At 39.9% G+C, this 17,936-nt stretch carries 15 protein-coding genes and 1 riboswitch; of the genes, 14 read left to right on the top strand and 1 reads right to left on the bottom strand.

The annotated features are described in order from the left end of the window. Nucleotides 1-18: 18 nt before the first annotated feature. The 8 genes from CBM15_RS16895 (at nt 19) to CBM15_RS16860 (ending at nt 6,634) form a co-directional block, all read left to right on the top strand. The gene (locus CBM15_RS16895) at nt 19-1,803 is read left to right on the top strand and encodes an acyl-CoA dehydrogenase family protein (RefSeq protein ID WP_065216926.1); all 1,785 of its coding nucleotides are present in this window, start codon (nt 19-21) and stop codon (nt 1,801-1,803) included. A gap of 323 nt (nt 1,804-2,126) precedes the next feature. Then, nucleotides 2,127-2,483 carry an arsenate reductase family protein gene (locus CBM15_RS16890; protein ID WP_008408689.1) on the top strand — a complete coding sequence of 119 codons (357 nt, stop codon included), beginning with the start codon at nt 2,127-2,129 and terminating at the stop codon, nt 2,481-2,483. Nucleotides 2,484-2,563: 80 nt separating this feature from the next. After that, the gene (gene gcvH, locus CBM15_RS16885) at nt 2,564-2,944 is read left to right on the top strand and encodes a glycine cleavage system protein GcvH (protein WP_008408686.1); all 381 of its coding nucleotides are present in this window, start codon (nt 2,564-2,566) and stop codon (nt 2,942-2,944) included. 89 nt (nt 2,945-3,033) lie between these two features. Next, complete coding sequence (locus tag CBM15_RS16880) at nt 3,034-3,360, top strand: toprim domain-containing protein (protein WP_087618373.1); 327 nt, start codon at nt 3,034-3,036, stop codon at nt 3,358-3,360. 7 nt (nt 3,361-3,367) lie between these two features. Further along, nucleotides 3,368-3,670: a thioredoxin family protein gene (locus tag CBM15_RS16875; protein WP_065216306.1), complete on the top strand. Its 303-nt coding sequence runs from the start codon at nt 3,368-3,370 to the stop codon at nt 3,668-3,670. Nucleotides 3,671-3,731: 61 nt separating this feature from the next. Further along, nucleotides 3,732-3,834: riboswitch (SAM riboswitch) on the top strand. Between the two features lie 145 nt (nt 3,835-3,979). Further along, nucleotides 3,980-5,008, top strand: a complete 1,029-nt coding sequence (locus CBM15_RS16870) for a methionine ABC transporter ATP-binding protein (protein WP_087618372.1) — start codon at nt 3,980-3,982, stop codon at nt 5,006-5,008. Further along, nucleotides 5,001-5,669: a methionine ABC transporter permease gene (locus CBM15_RS16865; protein WP_087618371.1), complete on the top strand. Its 669-nt coding sequence runs from the start codon at nt 5,001-5,003 to the stop codon at nt 5,667-5,669. The genes CBM15_RS16870 and CBM15_RS16865 overlap by 8 nt, the downstream gene beginning before the upstream one ends. Before the next feature lie 158 nt (nt 5,670-5,827). Next, a complete protein-coding gene (locus tag CBM15_RS16860; RefSeq protein WP_087618370.1) occupies nt 5,828-6,634 on the top strand; it encodes a MetQ/NlpA family ABC transporter substrate-binding protein in 807 nt (268 codons plus the stop codon). A 123-nt stretch (nt 6,635-6,757) separates the two neighbouring features. Here CBM15_RS16860 and gltC read toward each other — a convergent pair whose 3' ends face one another. Then, on the bottom strand, nt 6,758-7,660 hold the full coding sequence (gltC, locus tag CBM15_RS16855; RefSeq protein ID WP_087618369.1) for a glutamate biosynthesis transcriptional regulator GltC: 903 nt from the start codon (nt 7,658-7,660) through the stop codon (nt 6,758-6,760). A gap of 118 nt (nt 7,661-7,778) precedes the next feature. Between gltC and gltB the strand changes: the two genes are divergently transcribed. The 6 genes from gltB to sufU all read left to right on the top strand — a co-directional run bounded on the left by gltB (nt 7,779) and on the right by sufU (nt 17,923). After that, nucleotides 7,779-12,299 carry a glutamate synthase large subunit gene (gene gltB / locus CBM15_RS16850; RefSeq protein ID WP_087618368.1) on the top strand — a complete coding sequence of 1,507 codons (4,521 nt, stop codon included), beginning with the start codon at nt 7,779-7,781 and terminating at the stop codon, nt 12,297-12,299. Nucleotides 12,300-12,314: 15 nt separating this feature from the next. Continuing rightward, on the top strand, nt 12,315-13,796 hold the full coding sequence (gene gltD, locus CBM15_RS16845; RefSeq protein ID WP_087618367.1) for a glutamate synthase small subunit: 1,482 nt from the start codon (nt 12,315-12,317) through the stop codon (nt 13,794-13,796). 362 nt (nt 13,797-14,158) lie between these two features. After that, entirely contained in the window at nt 14,159-14,938 is a 780-nt protein-coding gene (gene sufC, locus CBM15_RS16840) for a Fe-S cluster assembly ATPase SufC (protein WP_008408673.1), read from the top strand. Nucleotides 14,939-14,956: 18 nt separating this feature from the next. After that, nucleotides 14,957-16,264: a Fe-S cluster assembly protein SufD gene (gene sufD, locus CBM15_RS16835; RefSeq protein WP_087618366.1), complete on the top strand. Its 1,308-nt coding sequence runs from the start codon at nt 14,957-14,959 to the stop codon at nt 16,262-16,264. Beyond that, nucleotides 16,264-17,493, top strand: coding sequence for a cysteine desulfurase (locus CBM15_RS16830; RefSeq protein ID WP_008408671.1), 1,230 nt, complete (start codon nt 16,264-16,266; stop codon nt 17,491-17,493). Before sufD ends, CBM15_RS16830 begins: the two co-directional genes overlap by 1 nt. Continuing rightward, nucleotides 17,483-17,923, top strand: a complete 441-nt coding sequence (gene sufU / locus CBM15_RS16825; RefSeq protein ID WP_008408670.1) for a Fe-S cluster assembly sulfur transfer protein SufU — start codon at nt 17,483-17,485, stop codon at nt 17,921-17,923. Before CBM15_RS16830 ends, sufU begins: the two co-directional genes overlap by 11 nt. The last annotated feature ends 13 nt before the right edge of the window (nt 17,924-17,936 follow it).

Genomic DNA, 17,936 nt, shown 5'->3' with positions numbered 1-17,936 from the left:
ACTAGGGAGGAATTTATAATGGCACAAACAACAAACAGCATTATTAAAGGTGGCGGCTTTTTAATCGAGGACGTGGAAATTAACCGAGTAATTACACCGGAAGATTTCACAGATGAGCAAAAGATGATTGCTCAAACAACACAGGAATATGTGACAAACGAAGTATTGCCGGTAGTTGAAAACTTAGAGCACCATGAGTTCGAGCACTCGGTACGTCTATTAAAAACAGCAGGTGATTTAGGTTTACTAGCAGCTGACGTGCCGGAAGAGTACGAAGGCTTAGGCTTAGACAAAATCTCTTCTGCATTAATCGCTGAAAAAATGTCACCTGCTGGTGGTTTCTCAATCACACACGGTGCGCATGTAGGGATCGGTTCATTACCAATCGTATTATTCGGTAACCATGAGCAAAAAACGAAGTATTTACCGAAGTTAGCTTCAGGTGCCTTAATCGCAGCATACGCTTTAACAGAGCCAGGTTCAGGTTCGGATGCATTAGGCGCAAAAACAACTGCTAAATTAAATGAAGCGGGTACACATTACGTATTAAATGGTGAAAAACAATGGATTACTAATGCAGGCTTTGCAGATGTATTCGTTGTATACGCAAAAATCGATGGCGATAAATTTACTGCATTCATCGTTGAACGTTCATTCCCAGGAGTTTCTGTAGGTCCGGAAGAGAAGAAAATGGGGATTAAATCATCTTCTACTCGTACATTAATTTTAGAAGATGCAGAAGTACCTGTAGAAAACTTATTAGGTGAGGTAGGCCGCGGTCATATTATCGCGTTCAACATTTTAAATATCGGGCGTTATAAATTAGGAGTAGGTACTGTAGGTGCATCAAAACGTGCATTTGAATTAGCGGTTGCTTATACAAACCAACGCCAACAATTCAAAACGAAATTATCGGATTTCAACTTAACGAAAGAAAAGATCGCATCAATGGCTTCTCACATTTATGCATCTGAGTCTTTAAACTATCGTACAGTTGGCTACTTCGAAGACCGTTTAAGCCAGTTATCCGATGAAGAGCAAAAAGACGGCAAATCAATCGCAGCAGCAATCGCTGAGTATGCTATTGAGTGCTCAATCGCAAAAGTATTCGGTTCTGAAACACTGGATTTCGTAGCGGATGAAGCGGTTCAGTTACACGGTGGTTACGGCTTTATGGCTGAGTACGAAGTGGAACGCATTTACCGTGACTCTCGTATTAACCGTATTTTCGAAGGTACAAACGAAATTAACCGTATGATCGTACCGGGCACATTTATGAAAAAAGCATTAAAAGGTGAATTACCACTATTACAAGTGGCACAAGAACTGCAAAATGAGTTACTAATGCTTATGCCTGAAGAAATCGGCCAAGGTGCCTTAGAGCAAGAGAAATATTTAGTGAAAAATGCGAAGAAAATCGCAGTCCTTGCAGCAGGTGCAGCAGCACAGCGCTACGGTGCAAAACTGGATGCTGAGCAGGAGCTGTTAGTAAACATCGCAAACATTGCAAACCAATTATACGCAATGGAATCTGCAGTAATCCGTACACAAAAAGCGATCGAGCGTGACGGAGAAGAAAAAGCAGCGCAAAAAATCCTTTACACTCAAATTTTCTGTCAGGAAGCATTCGCAGAAATCGAAAAAGAAGCAAAAGAAACATTGATCGCTTCTGTTGAAGGTGACGATGCACGAATGATTTTATCGGCTTTACGTAAATTAACGCGCAACAACCCTTACAACTTAATTCCGAAAAAACGTGAAGCTTCAGTGAAATTAATCGAAGCAGAAAAGTATGTAGTTTAATAAAATACTATAATCGGGTGCATGACACTGCACCCGATTTTTCTATGCTGTTCTAATAAAACGTAAAATGTTCTAATATATTTTTACATGATCTAATATATCTCGGAAGTTCTAATATAAGTTTCCTTTCTTCTAATATGACCGCCAAAGTTTCAAATAAGCGAAACCATTCTTCTAAAATACGACCAGCATGTTCTAATATCATCACAAATCTTCTAATAAAACCCATATCCATAAAAACGCCATTAATACGAACACATTTTTGATTTGTCCTTCTATATCCGTTACAATATAGGAAAATCCAGGGCAAAAGGAGTACTTACATGACAGTAAAATTCATTCAATATCCAAAATGTACAACGTGTAAAAAAGCACAAAAGTGGCTAGATGAGCAAGGTGTGGACTATGAAAATATTCATATCGTAGAACAGACACCATCTAAAGAGGAGATTAAAGCTATTTATGAAGCAAGTGGAGTGCCGTTAAAGAAATTCTTCAATACATCTGGTATGAAATATCGTGAATTGGGTCTAAAAGATAAATTAGCGACAATGTCCGAGGATGAGCAATTAGAGCTATTGGCATCAGATGGTATGTTAATTAAGCGACCGATCGTAACAGATGGTAAAAAATTAACTTTAGGATTTAAGGAGTCTGACTTCTTAGAAACTTGGAAATAAACAGTTATTCACATTGTATTTCCGAACGAAATATGGCAAAATGAACTTGAATGTACTACATATAACATGGAGGTTTTCGAATGAGCACACCAAAAGAATTACGTTATTCAAAAGAGCATGAGTGGGTTAAAATTGAAGACGGTAAAGCAACAATCGGTATTACGGATTTCGCACAATCTGAATTAGGTGATATCGTATTCGTAGAATTACCTGAAGTAGGCGATGAGATTTCAAAGGATCAGCCATTCGGTAGTGTAGAGTCTGTAAAAACAGTTTCTGAACTATATGCACCACTTTCTGGTAAAGTAGTTGCAATCAACGAAGAATTACTGGACAACCCAGAATACGTTAATGAATCTCCATACGGTAATGCATGGATGGTTACTGTTGAGTTAACAAGTGAAGCGGAAGTTGAAGAATTATTAGACGCAGATGCTTACACTGCATTAATCGAACAATAATATGAAACACTAAAGCCTTCTATAGTAAGGTTTTAGTGTTTTTTTGTTATTCTATACATAAAGGTGACTTTGAAAGGAAGCGTGTACGTATGGGAAAATGCCTTGTTGTGGAAGGACGTGCCGATAAGTTGAGATTAATCCCGATTTTAGCAGAGGACGTGACAATTATTTGTACAAATGGCACAATAAGCGAAGTGAATTTGATTGATTTATTGGAAGATTATGAGCAAGATGAAATTATCACTATGTTTGATGCAGATAAAAACGGTGAAAAATTACGTAAACTGATGAACCGTGCATATCCTGAAGCACAACAGCTAATCATACCTCACGAATACATTGAAGTAGAAAAAACACCTACTAAAATCTTAAGGGATATTTTACTACGAGCAAAATTTTTAGTAAAAGAAGGATGACAGTATAATGGAACAATGGACGAAACAGCAATGGGAACAAAACGTGCAACAATATGATCAGACAGCATTTTTCCTATATACGCCTATGTGCGGCACATGTGAAGTATCGGAAAAAATGTTGGAAGTAATTGAGAAATTACTACCAGATCTCCCGCTTGGTATGGCAAATATCAATTATTTAGGGGATTTGCCTTATGAACTGAAAATTGAAAGTGTACCTTGTTTAATCGTTTCAGATAACGGGGAACTAACGAATAAAATTTATGCATTTAAATCCGTACCGTTTTTGTATGAAATATTAAAAAAGTAATTGACGTAGTCACTTTGTCGTGATAAAGTAACATTCATAATAATAAAACTTAATAACGTTGCTCTTATAAAGAGAGGTGGAGGGAAGTGCCCTATGAAGCCCGGCAACCAGCGATTACGCAAAGGTGCCAATTCACACAAAGTGTAAACTTTGAAAGATGAGAGAACGGTTTACCGTATAAATGTATGTGAAACCTTTCTACTTGTCTTGGTAGAAAGGTTTTTTTCATTCAGCGGATGTTTTGGATGAAAAAAGAACATGATTTTGAAATAGCAGGAAGGTTATTTCAATTTAGAAGGAGTACAACCGATGATTGATATACAAAATATTACAAAAGTGTATAACACGAAAAATGGTAAGCTTACGGCAGTTGATAATGTAAGCCTATCGATTAACAAAGGAGAAATATACGGTATTATCGGCTACAGTGGTGCCGGTAAAAGTACAATGATTCGCCTATTGAACGGTTTGGAAAAGCCAACGACAGGTTCTGTCATTGTAGGTGGTCAGGATATTGCAAAAGCTTCCGGGGCTAAATTACGAGAAGCACGTCAAAAAATAAGTATGATTTTCCAGCACTTCAATTTACTTTGGTCACGTACCGTTGAAGAAAACATCGCATTTCCACTTGAAATAGCAGGTGTTTCAAAAGCTGATCGTGAAAAACGAGTAGAAGAGCTAATTGAACTTGTTGGTTTAAAAGGAAGAGGGAAAGCGTATCCTTCTCAACTTTCAGGCGGTCAAAAGCAGCGTGTTGGCATTGCCCGTGCGTTGGCAAACAATCCGGAAGTGCTTTTATGTGATGAAGCGACTTCAGCACTTGATCCTGAAACAACGGATTCAATTTTGGAATTGCTGCTTGATATTAATAAAAACATCGGACTTACAATTGTACTCATTACACATGAAATGCATGTTATCCGTAAAATCTGTAATAGAGTAGCTGTTATGGAAGCCGGAAAAGTAGTGGAACAGGGAGATGTATTACAAGTGTTCCAACATCCGCAAGCACCAATTACGAAAAACTTCGTGTCGCAAGCTTCTGGTGAAACACAGGAAACGCAAGCATCACTGGAACAGATTTTAGCCAATTATCCAGAAGGCAAAATCGCTAAATTAACATTTGCAGCGGCAACGACAGAACAGCCTGTCATCTCACAAATGATTAAGCAATTTGACGTAGTTGTAAATATAGTGCATGGCAAAATCTCAAATACAACGGGCGGTTCGTTTGGTACATTGTTTATTCATATCGATGGCGAGCCAAAAGCAGTCGGGGAAGCATTAAGCTTTTTAGCGAAGCAAGAAATTCAGGCGGAGGTGATTGAGCATGTTTAATCAATTATTTCCGAACGTAGATTGGGGTAAAATGCTCGAAGCAACATATGAAACAATTTATATGACGGCTGTTGCGACAGTCATCACATTTATACTAGGACTTCTAATTGGTATTGTCTTATTTTTAACGAGTGACAATCAATTATGGGCAAATAAAATTGTCCACTTTTTGACAGGGTCACTCGTGAATATTTTCCGCTCGATCCCATTTATCGTCTTGATCATTTTATTAATTCCATTTACGAAGTTTTTACTTGGAACAATCCGAGGTGCCAATGCAGCATTACCTGCGCTTATTATCGGTGCAGCACCGTTTTATGCGCGCATGGTGTTAATTGCATTAAGAGAGATTGATAAAGGTGTTATAGAAGCGGCTCGCTCAATGGGAGCGAAAACTTCTACGATTATTTGGAAAGTGCTGATTCCGGAAAGCTTACCGGCATTAATTTCAGGTATTACTGTTACAGCTGTCGCTTTAGTAGGGTATACAGCAATGGCCGGCATCATTGGTGCGGGTGGTTTAGGAAACCTGGCATTCCTTGATGGTTTCCAGCGTAACCGAACAGATGTGACTTTAATGGCAACTGTATTGATTTTAGTTGTCGTATTCATCATCCAATATATTGGGGATTTCATCACAGCAAGAGTGGATAAACGATAGTTAGTGGCTTCTAAGGCCGTAATTATAAATATTGGTGCATCGAAACGATATGGACGCAAACTTTTATAAAAGTGCGCGTCTATCCGAAAAATAATCAGAATATAGAAAAAGTTTCGATGGACCGAAAACAAACTAATAAAAAAGGGTAGGTAAAACAAATGAAAAAGTTATTATCAAGCGTTATTTTAGGAGCTTCAGTACTTGCATTAGCAGCATGTGGAGGAGAAGATGAAAAATTAGTAGTTGGTGCATCGAATACACCACACGCAGTTATCCTTGAAAAAGTTAAACCGATTTTAGAGGAACAAGGTATTGAGCTTGAAATCGAAACTTATACAGATTATGTACTTCCAAACCAAGATTTAGATAACGGTGATCTAGATGCGAACTACTTCCAGCACATTCCATACTTCGAAGCACAAAAAGCAGATTTCGATTATGACTTTGCAAATGCTGGCGGTATTCACATCGAGCCAATCGGTATTTACTCAAAAAAATATTCATCTTTAGAAGAACTTCCTGAAGGGGCAACGATTTTACTTTCTAACTCAGTGGCAGACCATGGACGTATGCTTTCATTACTTGAAGCGCAAGGTTTAATTACATTAGCAGAAGGTATTGATAAAACAAAAGCAGAAATAAAAGACATCGTAGATAATCCGAAAAACTTCGAATTCGATGCAAACACTGCAGCTGAATTATTAGTGCAAATGTACGAAAATGAAGAAGGGGATGCGGTATTGATCAACTCAAACTTCGCAATCGATAACGGCATTAACCCATTGGAAGATTCAATCGCAATCGAGTCTAGTGAATCACCTTATGTAAATATCATTGCAGTAAAATCTGGCGATGAAGATTCAAAAGAAATTAAAGCATTAGTAGATGCATTACGCTCGAAAGAAGTTCAAGACTTTATCGTTGAAGAGTGGGGCGGCTCTGTAGTACCAGTTTCAGGCGAATAAAAATAATCCAAGAAACCATTTTCTCTAATTAGGAGAAAATGGTTTTTTTCGTTTCATAAAATTATCTATTCTAGAATGGGATTTCTCCATATCTAATGAAACTTCTACTTCTATCCAAGCCTTTTATTGGAATCGTGTTAATCGTGAATAAAAAGTTGATATAAAGTCGACAAATACTTGTTCGGATGGGGCAAGATCTCTTGATGTTGGTGCAATAATGCCGACTGTACGTCTTATATTAGGTATGGTGATCGGCACTTTGACGGTCATGCGCGGTGTTGAATCATAGAGTGAACTTTCCGGTAAAAGTGTCACACCTATTCCTGCAGCCACAAGCCCTTTTAATGCATCCATATCTTCTCCCTCGGTAGTGATATTCGGCATAAAGCCTACAGAGCGGCACGCATCAACGGCAACTTTGTTTAAAATATAACCTTCAGGAAAGAGTACAAATTGATCATGACGCAAATCAACAAGGTTAATCGATTCTTTTTTCGCTAGTGGGTGTGTTGCGGGCAACAAAGCATGGATGTTTTCGCTGAACAGCACGGTTGTATTGATTGCTTCGTCTTTTGGTGGTAATGGTCCAAGCAAAGCTAAATTCAGCTCGCGATTTTTGACCGCATCGATCAAATATTTATAGGACCCTTGGCGTAGATGGAAAGAAATTTCCGGGTATTCTTTTTTAAATGCAGAAATGACGGTCGGCAATACATAGCTTGCCAAACTTGTAGGGAAACCTATTTTAATTGTACCTTTTGCCGGGTCTAAATATTCTTCTACCTGCTTTGCAGCAAAATCAATTCCCTTGAGTGCGGTAATACAATGTTCCAAAAAAATCTTCCCGACTGGCGTCAACTTTACGTTACGCCCGATTCGTTCAAAAAGCGGTGTTCCAAGTTCTTCTTCCAAGTTGGCAATTTGTCTGCTGATCGCAGACTGGGCAACGTGTAAATGCTCCGCAGCTTCAGAAATATGCTCGCGTTCTGCCACCTCTACAAAGTAACGTAACTGTCTTAATTCCACTATTTCCACCCCATTCATCTAAAAAGTAGATTGTTTATATCCAAACTATATATTGTTTATATTATTTCGAAAACTTTAAAATGTAAATACGGTATTGAAAGAATGAGGGGGAATGGATATGAGTTTTCATCAGTTACCAGAAGCGCAAGGGTTATATAATCCTGAATTTGAACATGACGCATGCGGAATTGGCATGTATGCAAATATAAAAGGAATACCTTCACATCAGATTGTAAAAAAAGGGCTAGAAATGTTATGTCGTTTAGAACACCGTGCTGGACGTGGCGGAGATGGCAAGACAGGTGATGGAGCAGGGCTGTTAGTTCAAATCCCGCATGCTTTCTTTCAACAAAACTGCGCGGAACTTAATTTACCTGAAATGGGTGAATATGGTGTAGGACAAATTTTTTTTACGGAAAATGAAAACGAACGCCAAAAAATTGAAGAAAAGATGAATGAATTAATTGGACAGGAAAATCAGCAACTGATCGGCTGGCGAACTGCTCCGACAAATAAAGAAAATTTAAGTGAGATTGCTAAATCGACTGCACCGGTTGTTCGCCAAGTATTTATTCGTTCAAACGAAAACGACAATAAGGCGTTCGAACGAAAACTGTATGTCATTCGCAAACAACTCGAACATTGGGCGACAGAGCAGCAGTTCGAATTGTATATTCCCAGTCTTTCAAGTCAGACGATTGTATTTAAAGGATTGCTTTCACCAGAAGAAGTAAGTGAATTTTATGTGGATCTGCAGGACGAAAGCTTCGTATCCGCATTGGCACTCGTGCATTCACGTTACTCGACGAATACATTCCCATCTTGGAAACGGGCCCATCCGAATCGCTATATTATCCATAATGGGGAGATTAACACATTGCGCGGTAATATTAACTGGATGCGTGCACGTGAGCAACAGTTCGTATCTGAAGCGTTTGGAGAGGACCTTGAAAAACTTTTACCGATAATCGATACAACGGGATCTGATTCTTCAATGCTTGATAACGCATTTGAATTTTTTGTATTGGCTGGACGTTCACCGGCTGAGACAGCGATGATGATGATTCCGGAACCGTGGACAGAAAATCCGCGCATTGATGAAGACCGTAAAGCGTTTTATCAATATCATGCAAGTTTGATGGAACCGTGGGATGGACCGACTGCTATTTGCTTCACGGACGGCAAACAGATTGGGGCCATTTTGGACCGTAACGGCTTGCGTCCTGGAAGACTTTATGTGACGAAAGACGATCATGTTATTTTCTCTTCCGAAACAGGGGTTGTCGATTATGCTGAAGAAGACATTCTTTATAAAGACCGATTAAGTCCAAGTCGTATGCTGTTGATTGATTTAGAGCAGGGAAAAATTATTTCGGATGCGGAGCTGAAATCCGAAGTTGCAGCAGAAAAACCTTACGCAGCATGGCTGGAAGAAAATATGATCAAACTTGAATCTAAGAGTGAGCAGTTACCTGAAATAAATGATCTGACATTACGCCAGAAAATTCACGGCTATACATTTGAGGATGTACAAAAATATATTGTACCTCTTGCAAATGAAGGAAAAGATCCGCTTGGTTCGATGGGGAACGATACCCCGTTAGCTGTTCTTTCAGATAGACCACAATCATTATTTAATTACTTTAAGCAGCTGTTTGCACAAGTGACAAACCCGCCGATTGATTCTATTCGCGAACATGTCGTGACATCGACAATGACGTTGCTTGGAGCGGAAGGTGATTTATTACAACCGAATGCGCAAAATGCACGTCGCCTCCTGCTGAAAACGCCGGTGTTAACGACTGCAGAATATGAGCAGATTGTAAATAATAACGAAGAACATTTTGAAGTAGCGGAAATCTCGCTAAAATATACCGAAAATTTAGAAAGTGAACTTAACCGAATCAAAACGGAAGCGGAAGCGGCTATTTTTGGCGGCAAGACAATTATTGTACTGTCTGACTATATGGATGATGCTAAGCAGTTAACAATGCCAGTTCTTCTTGCGGCGAGTACGATCCATCAGTATTTAGTGCGAATCGGTTTACGTACGAAGGCAAGTATTATTGTGAACAGTGCGGAAGTTCGTGAAGTTCATCATTTTGTTGCATTGATCGGCTTCGGTGTCGACGCCATTCACCCGTACTTAGCATATGCAACAATTCATGAGGCAATTGAAAATGGTCATTTATCTGTACCGTTTGAAAAAGCGGTTCAAAAATTCCGAAAAGGTGCAGCAGATGGTGTCGTTAAAGTGATGTCGAAAATGGGAATTTCAACAGTTCAATCTTATCGTGGCGCCCAAGTGTTCGAGGCAGTCGGGATTTCAAAAGAAGTGATCGACGAATACTTCACAGGTACGGCTTCACAAATTGACGGCATTGACTTACAAACTATCGGAGAAGAAGCAAAACGCCGCCATGAGGAAGCGATGCAATCAATGTCGGCCCAACTGCAATCCGGTTCGGATTTCCAATGGCGTGCAGACGGAGAGCATCATGCATTTAATCCGAAAACTATCCATACACTCCAATGGGCAACTCGTAAAAATGATTTTGGATTGTACCGGATGTATGCAGAAATGGCTAATGAAGAACGAATCGGCTTTTTACGTAATCTATTCGACTTTAAAAAGAATGAACGCCGAATCCCGATGGAAGAAATTGAATCAGTGGATTCTATCGTAAAACGATTTAAATCAGGGGCTATGTCATTTGGTTCGTTATCGAAAGAAGCGCATGAAACGTTGGCGGTAGCGATGAACCGTCTAGGTGCACGTTCGAATTCAGGTGAAGGTGGGGAAGATCCGGCCCGCTTTACAATCGAACAAAACGGTGATAACAAGCGCAGTGCAATAAAACAAATTGCATCAGGACGATTTGGTGTGAAATCGCATTATTTAGTGAATGCCGATGAGCTGCAAATTAAAATGGCGCAAGGGGCGAAACCAGGGGAAGGCGGGCAACTGCCTGGCAATAAAGTTTATCCTTGGGTCGCAGATGTGCGCGGTTCCACTCCTGGGGTAGGTTTAATATCTCCACCGCCGCATCACGACATTTACTCGATCGAGGATATGGCACAGTTAATTCATGATTTAAAAAATGCAAACCGTCATGCAAGAATTTCTGTAAAGCTCGTAGCAAAAGCGGGTGTTGGTACAATTGCTGCAGGTGTCGCAAAAGGTGCTGCGGACGTCATCGTCATTTCTGGCTATGACGGAGGTACAGGGGCATCGCCGAAAACATCGATCAAGCATACTGGCTTACCGTGGGAGCTTGGTTTAGCGGAAGCGCATCAAACATTAATGCTCAATGGACTTCGTGACCGAGTGACATTGGAGACGGATGGCAAACTAATGACGGGGAAAGATGTCGTGATGGCAGCACTTTTAGGGGCAGAGGAATTCGGTTTTGCAACTGCACCGTTAATTGTTTTAGGCTGTGTCATGATGCGTGCTTGTCATCTGGATACTTGTCCGGTAGGTGTAGCAACGCAAAACCCGGAACTCCGTGCGAAATTTATGGGATCAGCTGATCATGTCGTCAATTATATGTGTTTTGTCGCTGAAGAAATGCGTGAATATATGAGTATTCTAGGATTCCGCACTGTGGAAGAGATGGTAGGTCGTACAGATGTGCTGCAAATTTCAGATCGCACGGCAAAACATTGGAAAGCAAGCCAGCTCGATTTAACGGCACTGCTTCATCAAATCCAAGGAACACGCACAAAACAACATCAGCAAAATCATAATATTGAGGGAAGTTTTGATTTACAAGAGTTATTGCCGCAAGTTTCAAAGGCAATTGAAGGAAACGAGCGAATCGAGTTAAATTATCCGATTAAAAACACAGACCGTGTAATGGGAACGATTGTCGGCAGTGAAGTTTCCCGCAAATACGGTGAAGCAGGTCTGCCGGATAATACAATTAACCTAACGTTTACAGGCCATGCTGGTCAAAGTTTTGGCGCGTTTATCCCAAGAGGAATGTCGATGCGTGTAGTTGGGGATGTCAATGATTACTTCGGTAAAGGATTGTCAGGAGGAAAAGTGACAGCGATTGCACCGATTAAAGGCGAACAGGAGAAAAACGTCATCGCAGGAAATGTTTGTTTATATGGGGCAACGAGCGGTAAGGCATTTATTAATGGGCGTGCTGGCCATCGATTCGGTGTTCGTAATTCAGGCGCTGAAATCGTTGTTGAAGGAATTGGAGATCACGGCTGTGAGTATATGACAGGCGGTAAAATCGTTATATTAGGGGATGTCGGTCAAAACTTTGGTGCCGGAATGTCCGGTGGTATCGGCTATATTCTGCCGAGTGATGGGGAAAAGTTCAAAGCGCAGTGCAATATGGAAATGATTCACTTTGAAAAACTGACAGACCAAGCGGAAATTGAATCTGTTCGCCAATTAATTATTCAGCATTTGGAAGAAACGGATAGTTCCTACGCATTGGATGTTTTAGCAAAGTGGGAGCAGTTTGTTCTAAAATTCGTTAAAGTTGTGCCAACAGATTATAAAATTATGGTAGATAAAATAAACCACTACACTGCAACTGGTTCTACAAAGGACGATGCAGCAATGCAGGCATTTACGGAAGTGACGACTAGTCAGAAAAAGCTTGTGAGCACAAAATAAGAGGGGGTTTCTAGTATGGGAAAAGCAACGGGTTTTATGGAATTTAAACGAGAGAAAGTTCAGGAGCAACGACCACTAGAGCGACTTTCAAATTGGGGCGAATATGCAAGCAGGCTATCTGATGAAAAATTACAGACACAAGGTGCACGCTGTATGGATTGTGGAACGCCATTTTGTCATATGGGAATTGAAATTCGCGGTACTGCAGCAGGGTGTCCGATTCAAAATGTCATCCCTGAATGGAATGACTTAGTCTATAAAGGGAAATGGCAAGAAGCATTGGAACGTTTGCATATGACGAATAATTTCCCTGAATTTACCGGCCGTGTTTGTCCTGCTCCATGTGAAGGGTCGTGTACACTTGCCATTACGGACCCGGCTGTGGCGATTAAATCGATTGAACGTACAATCATTGATAAAGGATTTGAAAATGGCTGGATCACACCACGTATCCCTGCATCGCGTACGGGCTTTAAAGTGGCGATTGTTGGCTCGGGTCCTGCAGGTTTAGCAGCAGCAGACCAACTGAACCAATTAGGTCATTCAGTAACGGTGTTCGAACGTTCTGACCGATTTGGCGGATTATTAATGTACGGAATCCCGAATATGAAGCTTGAAAAAGATGTGATTGAAAGGCGTGTCCATTTATTATCATTAGAAGGAATCGATTTTGTGGCCAACACTGAAATCGGAAAAGATATAACGAAGGAGCAATTACAAGCTGATTTCGATGCGGTTATTTTATGTACGGGAGCACAAAAACAAAGGTTACTTCATTTAGAAGGAAGCGATGCTGGCAACATTCATTTAGCAATGGATTATTTAACGGATGTTACGAAAAGCCTGCTGGATTCCGACTTTACGGATAATCAGGCGTTAAATGTGGAAGGGAAGGATGTCATCGTAATTGGCGGCGGAGATACAGGTGCTGACTGTGTAGCAACAGCACTTCGCCAAAAATGCCGATCTGTATACCAATTTGGGAAGCATCCGCAACAAGCCACAACACGTACAGATGAAACAATGTGGCCAAAAGATCCGAACATTTATACAATGGATTATGCTTATGCCGAAGCTGATGCGAAATTTGGCCGTGATCCGCGAGAATATTGTATTCAAACTTCGAAAATAGAGAAAGATAGTAAAGGTAATGTAAAAGCGCTTCATACTATTCAAATGGAAAAAATTCTGGGCGAAGATGGCTTCCATTACTTTAAAGAATTGCCTGGAACTGAAAAAGTATGGCCGGCACAGCATGTATTTGTCGCAATCGGCTTTGAAGGTGCCGAAAAAGAAACACCGGGACATTTCGGAGTAGAACTAACGAATAACCGCATCCGTGCATCGGTTAAAGACTATGAAACAAATATTCCAGGCGTATTTGCTGCCGGCGATGCACGCCGTGGCCAAAGTCTTGTCGTTTGGGCAATTAAAGAAGGACGCGGAGTTGCCGCAAGTGTTCATTATTATTTAAATGAAATGTTAGTGAAAAGTTAATAGGATAGTAAGAACAGATATTTTTACGCACATCAAAAAACGTCATTTTTCTCCTGGAGAAAAATGGCGTTTTTAAGTTATGCCCCAACTTTAAATATTTTTGGGGAAATATAGAATCAATCATTTGAATAAGTGAAATTGATTCTCAATTAATGGATTGCTATTGAAAAAATGGAAAGCTGAATTATTACTATTTAAATAGTAGAAATAAACTGCAGTAAAGCGTTTTACAAGAATGATAGACATTTTTTAATTAAAATCATTCTAAACTATTTGCAACCAACATTCATTTCGGGTAAGATTGGTAATGAACTTAATTTGGCGTACAGAAAGTATGCAAATGAATATTTGGAGGTAATTTAATGTCAACATTAGAAATTAAAGATCTTCACGTTGAAATCGACGGAAAAGAGATTTTAAAAGGTGTAAATCTAACTATCAATACAAACGAAGTACATGCGATCATGGGTCCTAACGGTACTGGTAAATCGACATTAGCTTCTGCAATTATGGGTCACCCAAAATATGAAGTAACATCAGGCGAAATCTACCTTGATGGCGAAAACGTATTAGAAATGGAAGTAGATGAGCGTGCACAAGCTGGTTTATTCCTAGCTATGCAATATCCATCAGAAATTCCTGGTGTAACAAACGCAGACTTCTTACGTTCAGCGATTAACGCTCGCCGTGAAGAAGGACAAGAAATCTCATTAATGAAATTCATCCGTGAATTAGATAAAACAATGGAATTCCTGGAAATGCCTGAAGAAATGTCACAACGTTACTTAAATGAAGGTTTCTCTGGTGGTGAGAAAAAGCGTAACGAAATTCTACAAATGATGATGATCAAACCAACTTTCGGTATTTTAGATGAAATCGACTCTGGTTTAGATATCGATGCATTAAAAGTAGTTTCTAAAGGTATTAACGAAATGCGCGGCGAAGGCTTTGGCTGCTTAATGATCACTCACTACCAACGTTTATTAAACTACATCACACCTGACCATGTTCACGTAATGATGCAAGGTAAAGTTGTAAAATCAGGTGGTGCTGAATTAGCACAACGCCTGGAAGCAGAAGGTTATGAGTGGATTAAAGCTGAACTAGGTATTGAAGATACTGAAGAAGTAACAGAAGCATAATAAAGGAGGACGACGAAGATGACGGTTGAAACAAAATTAGCGTTATCAGCAGAAGAAGTACGCTCGTTCTCGCAAAAACATGCTGAACCAGCATCATTTGCTGATTTCCGTGTGAGCGCAATGGAAAAAGCTGCTGCGCTTGACTTACCAAAACCAGACAGAACGAACATTAACAAGTGGAACTTCATTGATTTCGCAAACCATACAGTAGAAAGTGCTCCATTCAATTCTTTGGAAGAGCTGCCTGTAGAGGTGAAATCAGTAGTTGATACTGAAACACAAGAAAACCTGTATATCCAACGCAACAACACACCAGCGTTTATTAAAATTTCAGATGAACTGAAAAACAAAGGTGTAATTTTCACAGATATCCAAACAGCGATCCGCGATCATAAAGATTTAGTGGAAAAATACTTTATGACAACTGCTGTAAAAGTGGATGAGCATAAATTAACGGCTTACCATGCAGCACTAGTAAATGGTGGTATTTTCGTATACGTTCCACGCAACGTTGTAATTGAAGCACCTCTTCAAGTTGTATTTTTAAATGACAATGCAGAAGCTTCATTATTTAACCACGTGTTAGTAGTAGCAGAAGAATCTTCGGCTGTAACTTATGTTGAAACTTATATTTCTACATTTGACGAAGCACATGGTCAAGTAAACGTTGTAACAGAAGTAATCGCAAAAGATAATGCACAAGTAACATTCGGTGCAGTAGACAACTTGGCTCATGGCTATACTGCTTATGTAAACCGCCGTGGACATGTAGAGCGCGACGCAAAAATTGACTGGGCATTAGGTTTAATGACAAACTCAGATACAATTTATGAAAATACAACGAACTTAATTGGCGATAACTCTACTTCAGATTTCAAAATGGTAACTGTAGGTAGTGGAGATCAAAAACTTAACTTCACAACATTAATCCGTCAATGGGGTAAAAATTCCGACGGTCAAATTTTAAAACACGGTGTAATGAAAGACTCAGCACAGTCAATCTTTAATGGAATTGGTCATATTATGCATGGTGGTACAAAAGCAAATGCAGAACAAGAGTCTCGCGTACTTATGCTTTCTGAAGGCGCACGCGGTGACGCAAACCCAATTCTTTTAATTGATGAAGACGATGTAACAGCAGGACACGCAGCATCTGTTGGACGCGTTGACCCAATTCAACTGTACTACTTAATGAGTCGTGGTATTTCTAAAGCAGAAGCAGAGCGTCTTGTAATTCACGGATTCCTTGCGCCAGTTGTTGCTAAATTGCCAATCGAAGGCGTTAAAAAGCAGCTGACGGAGGTTATCGAAAGGAAAGTTCGATAATGATACCTAATGATATTAAAAGTTATTTTCCAATTTTAAATCAGGAAGTCAATGGACATCCTTTAGTTTATTTGGATAGTGCGGCTACATCTCAAAAGCCGATTCAAGTAATTGAAGCAATCACAAATTACTATAATTTAGATAACTCAAATGTTCACCGAGGTGTGCATACACTTGGAAATCGTGCAACGGATTCTTATGAAGGTGCGCGTGAAAAAGTTCGTAAATTCATTAATGCTAGTTCAACACAAGAAGTAATTTTCACTCGTGGTACAACAACAGCACTTAATACGGTTGCTGCAGGCTATGGTCGTCAAAATGTGCAAGAAGGTGATGAGATTGTCATTACGTACATGGAACACCATTCAAACATTATTCCATGGCAACAGCTTGCAAAAGAAAAAGGGGCGGTATTGAAATATATCGACCTGGAAGCAGACGGTACAATTTCATTAGAAAAAGTACGTGAAACAATAACGCCAAAAACGAAAATTGTTTCTATGATGTATGTTTCAAACGTATTAGGTACGATTAACCCGATTAAAGAAGTTGCACAAATTGCTCATGAAAATGGCGCGGTAATTGTTGCGGATTTAGCGCAGGCAGCTCCGCATTTGAAGGTAGATATTCAAGATTTGGATGTTGACTTTGCGGCATTTTCAGGACATAAAATGTGTGGCCCTACTGGTATTGGGGTACTATATGGTAAAAAAGCGCTTCTTGAAGAAATGGAACCAGTAGAGTTTGGCGGAGAAATGATTGATTTCGTAGGTTTATATGAATCAACATGGAAAGAGTTACCGTGGAAATTCGAAGGCGGCACACCAATTATTGCAAGTGCAATAGGCCTAGGTGCTGCAATCGACTTTTTAGAGGAAATCGGTTTAGACAATATTGCAGCGCATGAACATAAGTTGGCAGGCTATGCAATGGATCAATTGGAAACGATTGATGGTCTTCAGATTTTCGGTCCACGTGACCCGATGAAACGTTGCGGAGTCGTAACATTCAATCTTGATGACGTGCATCCTCATGATGTAGCGACAGTATTGGATATGAGTGGCATCGCAGTTCGTGCGGGACATCATTGCGCCCAACCTTTAATGAAATGGCTTCAAGTAACAGCAACAGCTCGAGCAAGCTTCTACATGTACAATGATGAAGAAGATGTTGATCGTTTAGTTGCAGGATTGCGCTCAGCGAAGGAGTATTTTGGCGATGTCTTTTAATAATTTAGATCAACTTTATCGTTCCGTAATAATGGATCATTATAAAAACCCTCGTAACAAAGGGGCTCTTGAAGAAAACAGTGTGACAATCGATATGAATAACCCTACTTGCGGTGACCGTATCCATTTAACATTGAAGCTGAACGATGGTGTTGTGGAAGATGCAAAGTTCGATGGAGAAGGCTGTTCAATCTCCATGTCTTCAGCATCGATGATGACTCAAATCGTTAAAGGCAAAAAATTGGACGAAGCGTTGGAATTGGCGGATATTTTCTCGAAAATGATGCTGGGCGAAGACTTTGACGATGAAAAATATGATCTTGGGGATGTCGAAGCACTGCAAGGTGTTGCAAAATTCCCGGCACGTATTAAATGCGCTACATTAGCTTGGAAAGCAATGGAAAAAGGCGTAAACAACGAAAAGAAATAAATAGTAGTAAGGC

The sequence above is a fragment of the Solibacillus kalamii genome (assembly GCF_002174535.1).
In the GTDB taxonomy this organism is placed as follows: Bacteria; Bacillota; Bacilli; order Bacillales_A; family Planococcaceae; genus Solibacillus; species Solibacillus silvestris.
Note: the sequence above shows the minus strand (reverse complement) of the source record. Positions and strands in the feature narration are given on the sequence as shown.

Excerpts from the sequence above, each read along its gene's own strand:
- sufD (WP_087618366.1), top strand. The coding sequence starts at position 14,957 with ATGACGGTTGAAACAAAATTAGCGTTATCAGCAGAAGAAGTACGCTCG.
- CBM15_RS16880 (WP_087618373.1), top strand. The coding sequence starts at position 3,034 with ATGGGAAAATGCCTTGTTGTGGAAGGACGTGCCGATAAGTTGAGATTA.
- gcvH (WP_008408686.1), top strand. The coding sequence starts at position 2,564 with ATGAGCACACCAAAAGAATTACGTTATTCAAAAGAGCATGAGTGGGTT.
- CBM15_RS16860 (WP_087618370.1), top strand. The coding sequence starts at position 5,828 with ATGAAAAAGTTATTATCAAGCGTTATTTTAGGAGCTTCAGTACTTGCA.
- gltB (WP_087618368.1), top strand. The coding sequence starts at position 7,779 with ATGAGTTTTCATCAGTTACCAGAAGCGCAAGGGTTATATAATCCTGAA.
- CBM15_RS16870 (WP_087618372.1), top strand. The coding sequence starts at position 3,980 with ATGATTGATATACAAAATATTACAAAAGTGTATAACACGAAAAATGGT.
- CBM15_RS16865 (WP_087618371.1), top strand. The coding sequence starts at position 5,001 with ATGTTTAATCAATTATTTCCGAACGTAGATTGGGGTAAAATGCTCGAA.
- CBM15_RS16890 (WP_008408689.1), top strand. The coding sequence starts at position 2,127 with ATGACAGTAAAATTCATTCAATATCCAAAATGTACAACGTGTAAAAAA.
- CBM15_RS16875 (WP_065216306.1), top strand. The coding sequence starts at position 3,368 with ATGGAACAATGGACGAAACAGCAATGGGAACAAAACGTGCAACAATAT.
- sufU (WP_008408670.1), top strand. The coding sequence starts at position 17,483 with ATGTCTTTTAATAATTTAGATCAACTTTATCGTTCCGTAATAATGGAT.
- sufC (WP_008408673.1), top strand. The coding sequence starts at position 14,159 with ATGTCAACATTAGAAATTAAAGATCTTCACGTTGAAATCGACGGAAAA.
- gltD (WP_087618367.1), top strand. The coding sequence starts at position 12,315 with ATGGGAAAAGCAACGGGTTTTATGGAATTTAAACGAGAGAAAGTTCAG.
- CBM15_RS16895 (WP_065216926.1), top strand. The coding sequence starts at position 19 with ATGGCACAAACAACAAACAGCATTATTAAAGGTGGCGGCTTTTTAATC.
- CBM15_RS16830 (WP_008408671.1), top strand. The coding sequence starts at position 16,264 with ATGATACCTAATGATATTAAAAGTTATTTTCCAATTTTAAATCAGGAA.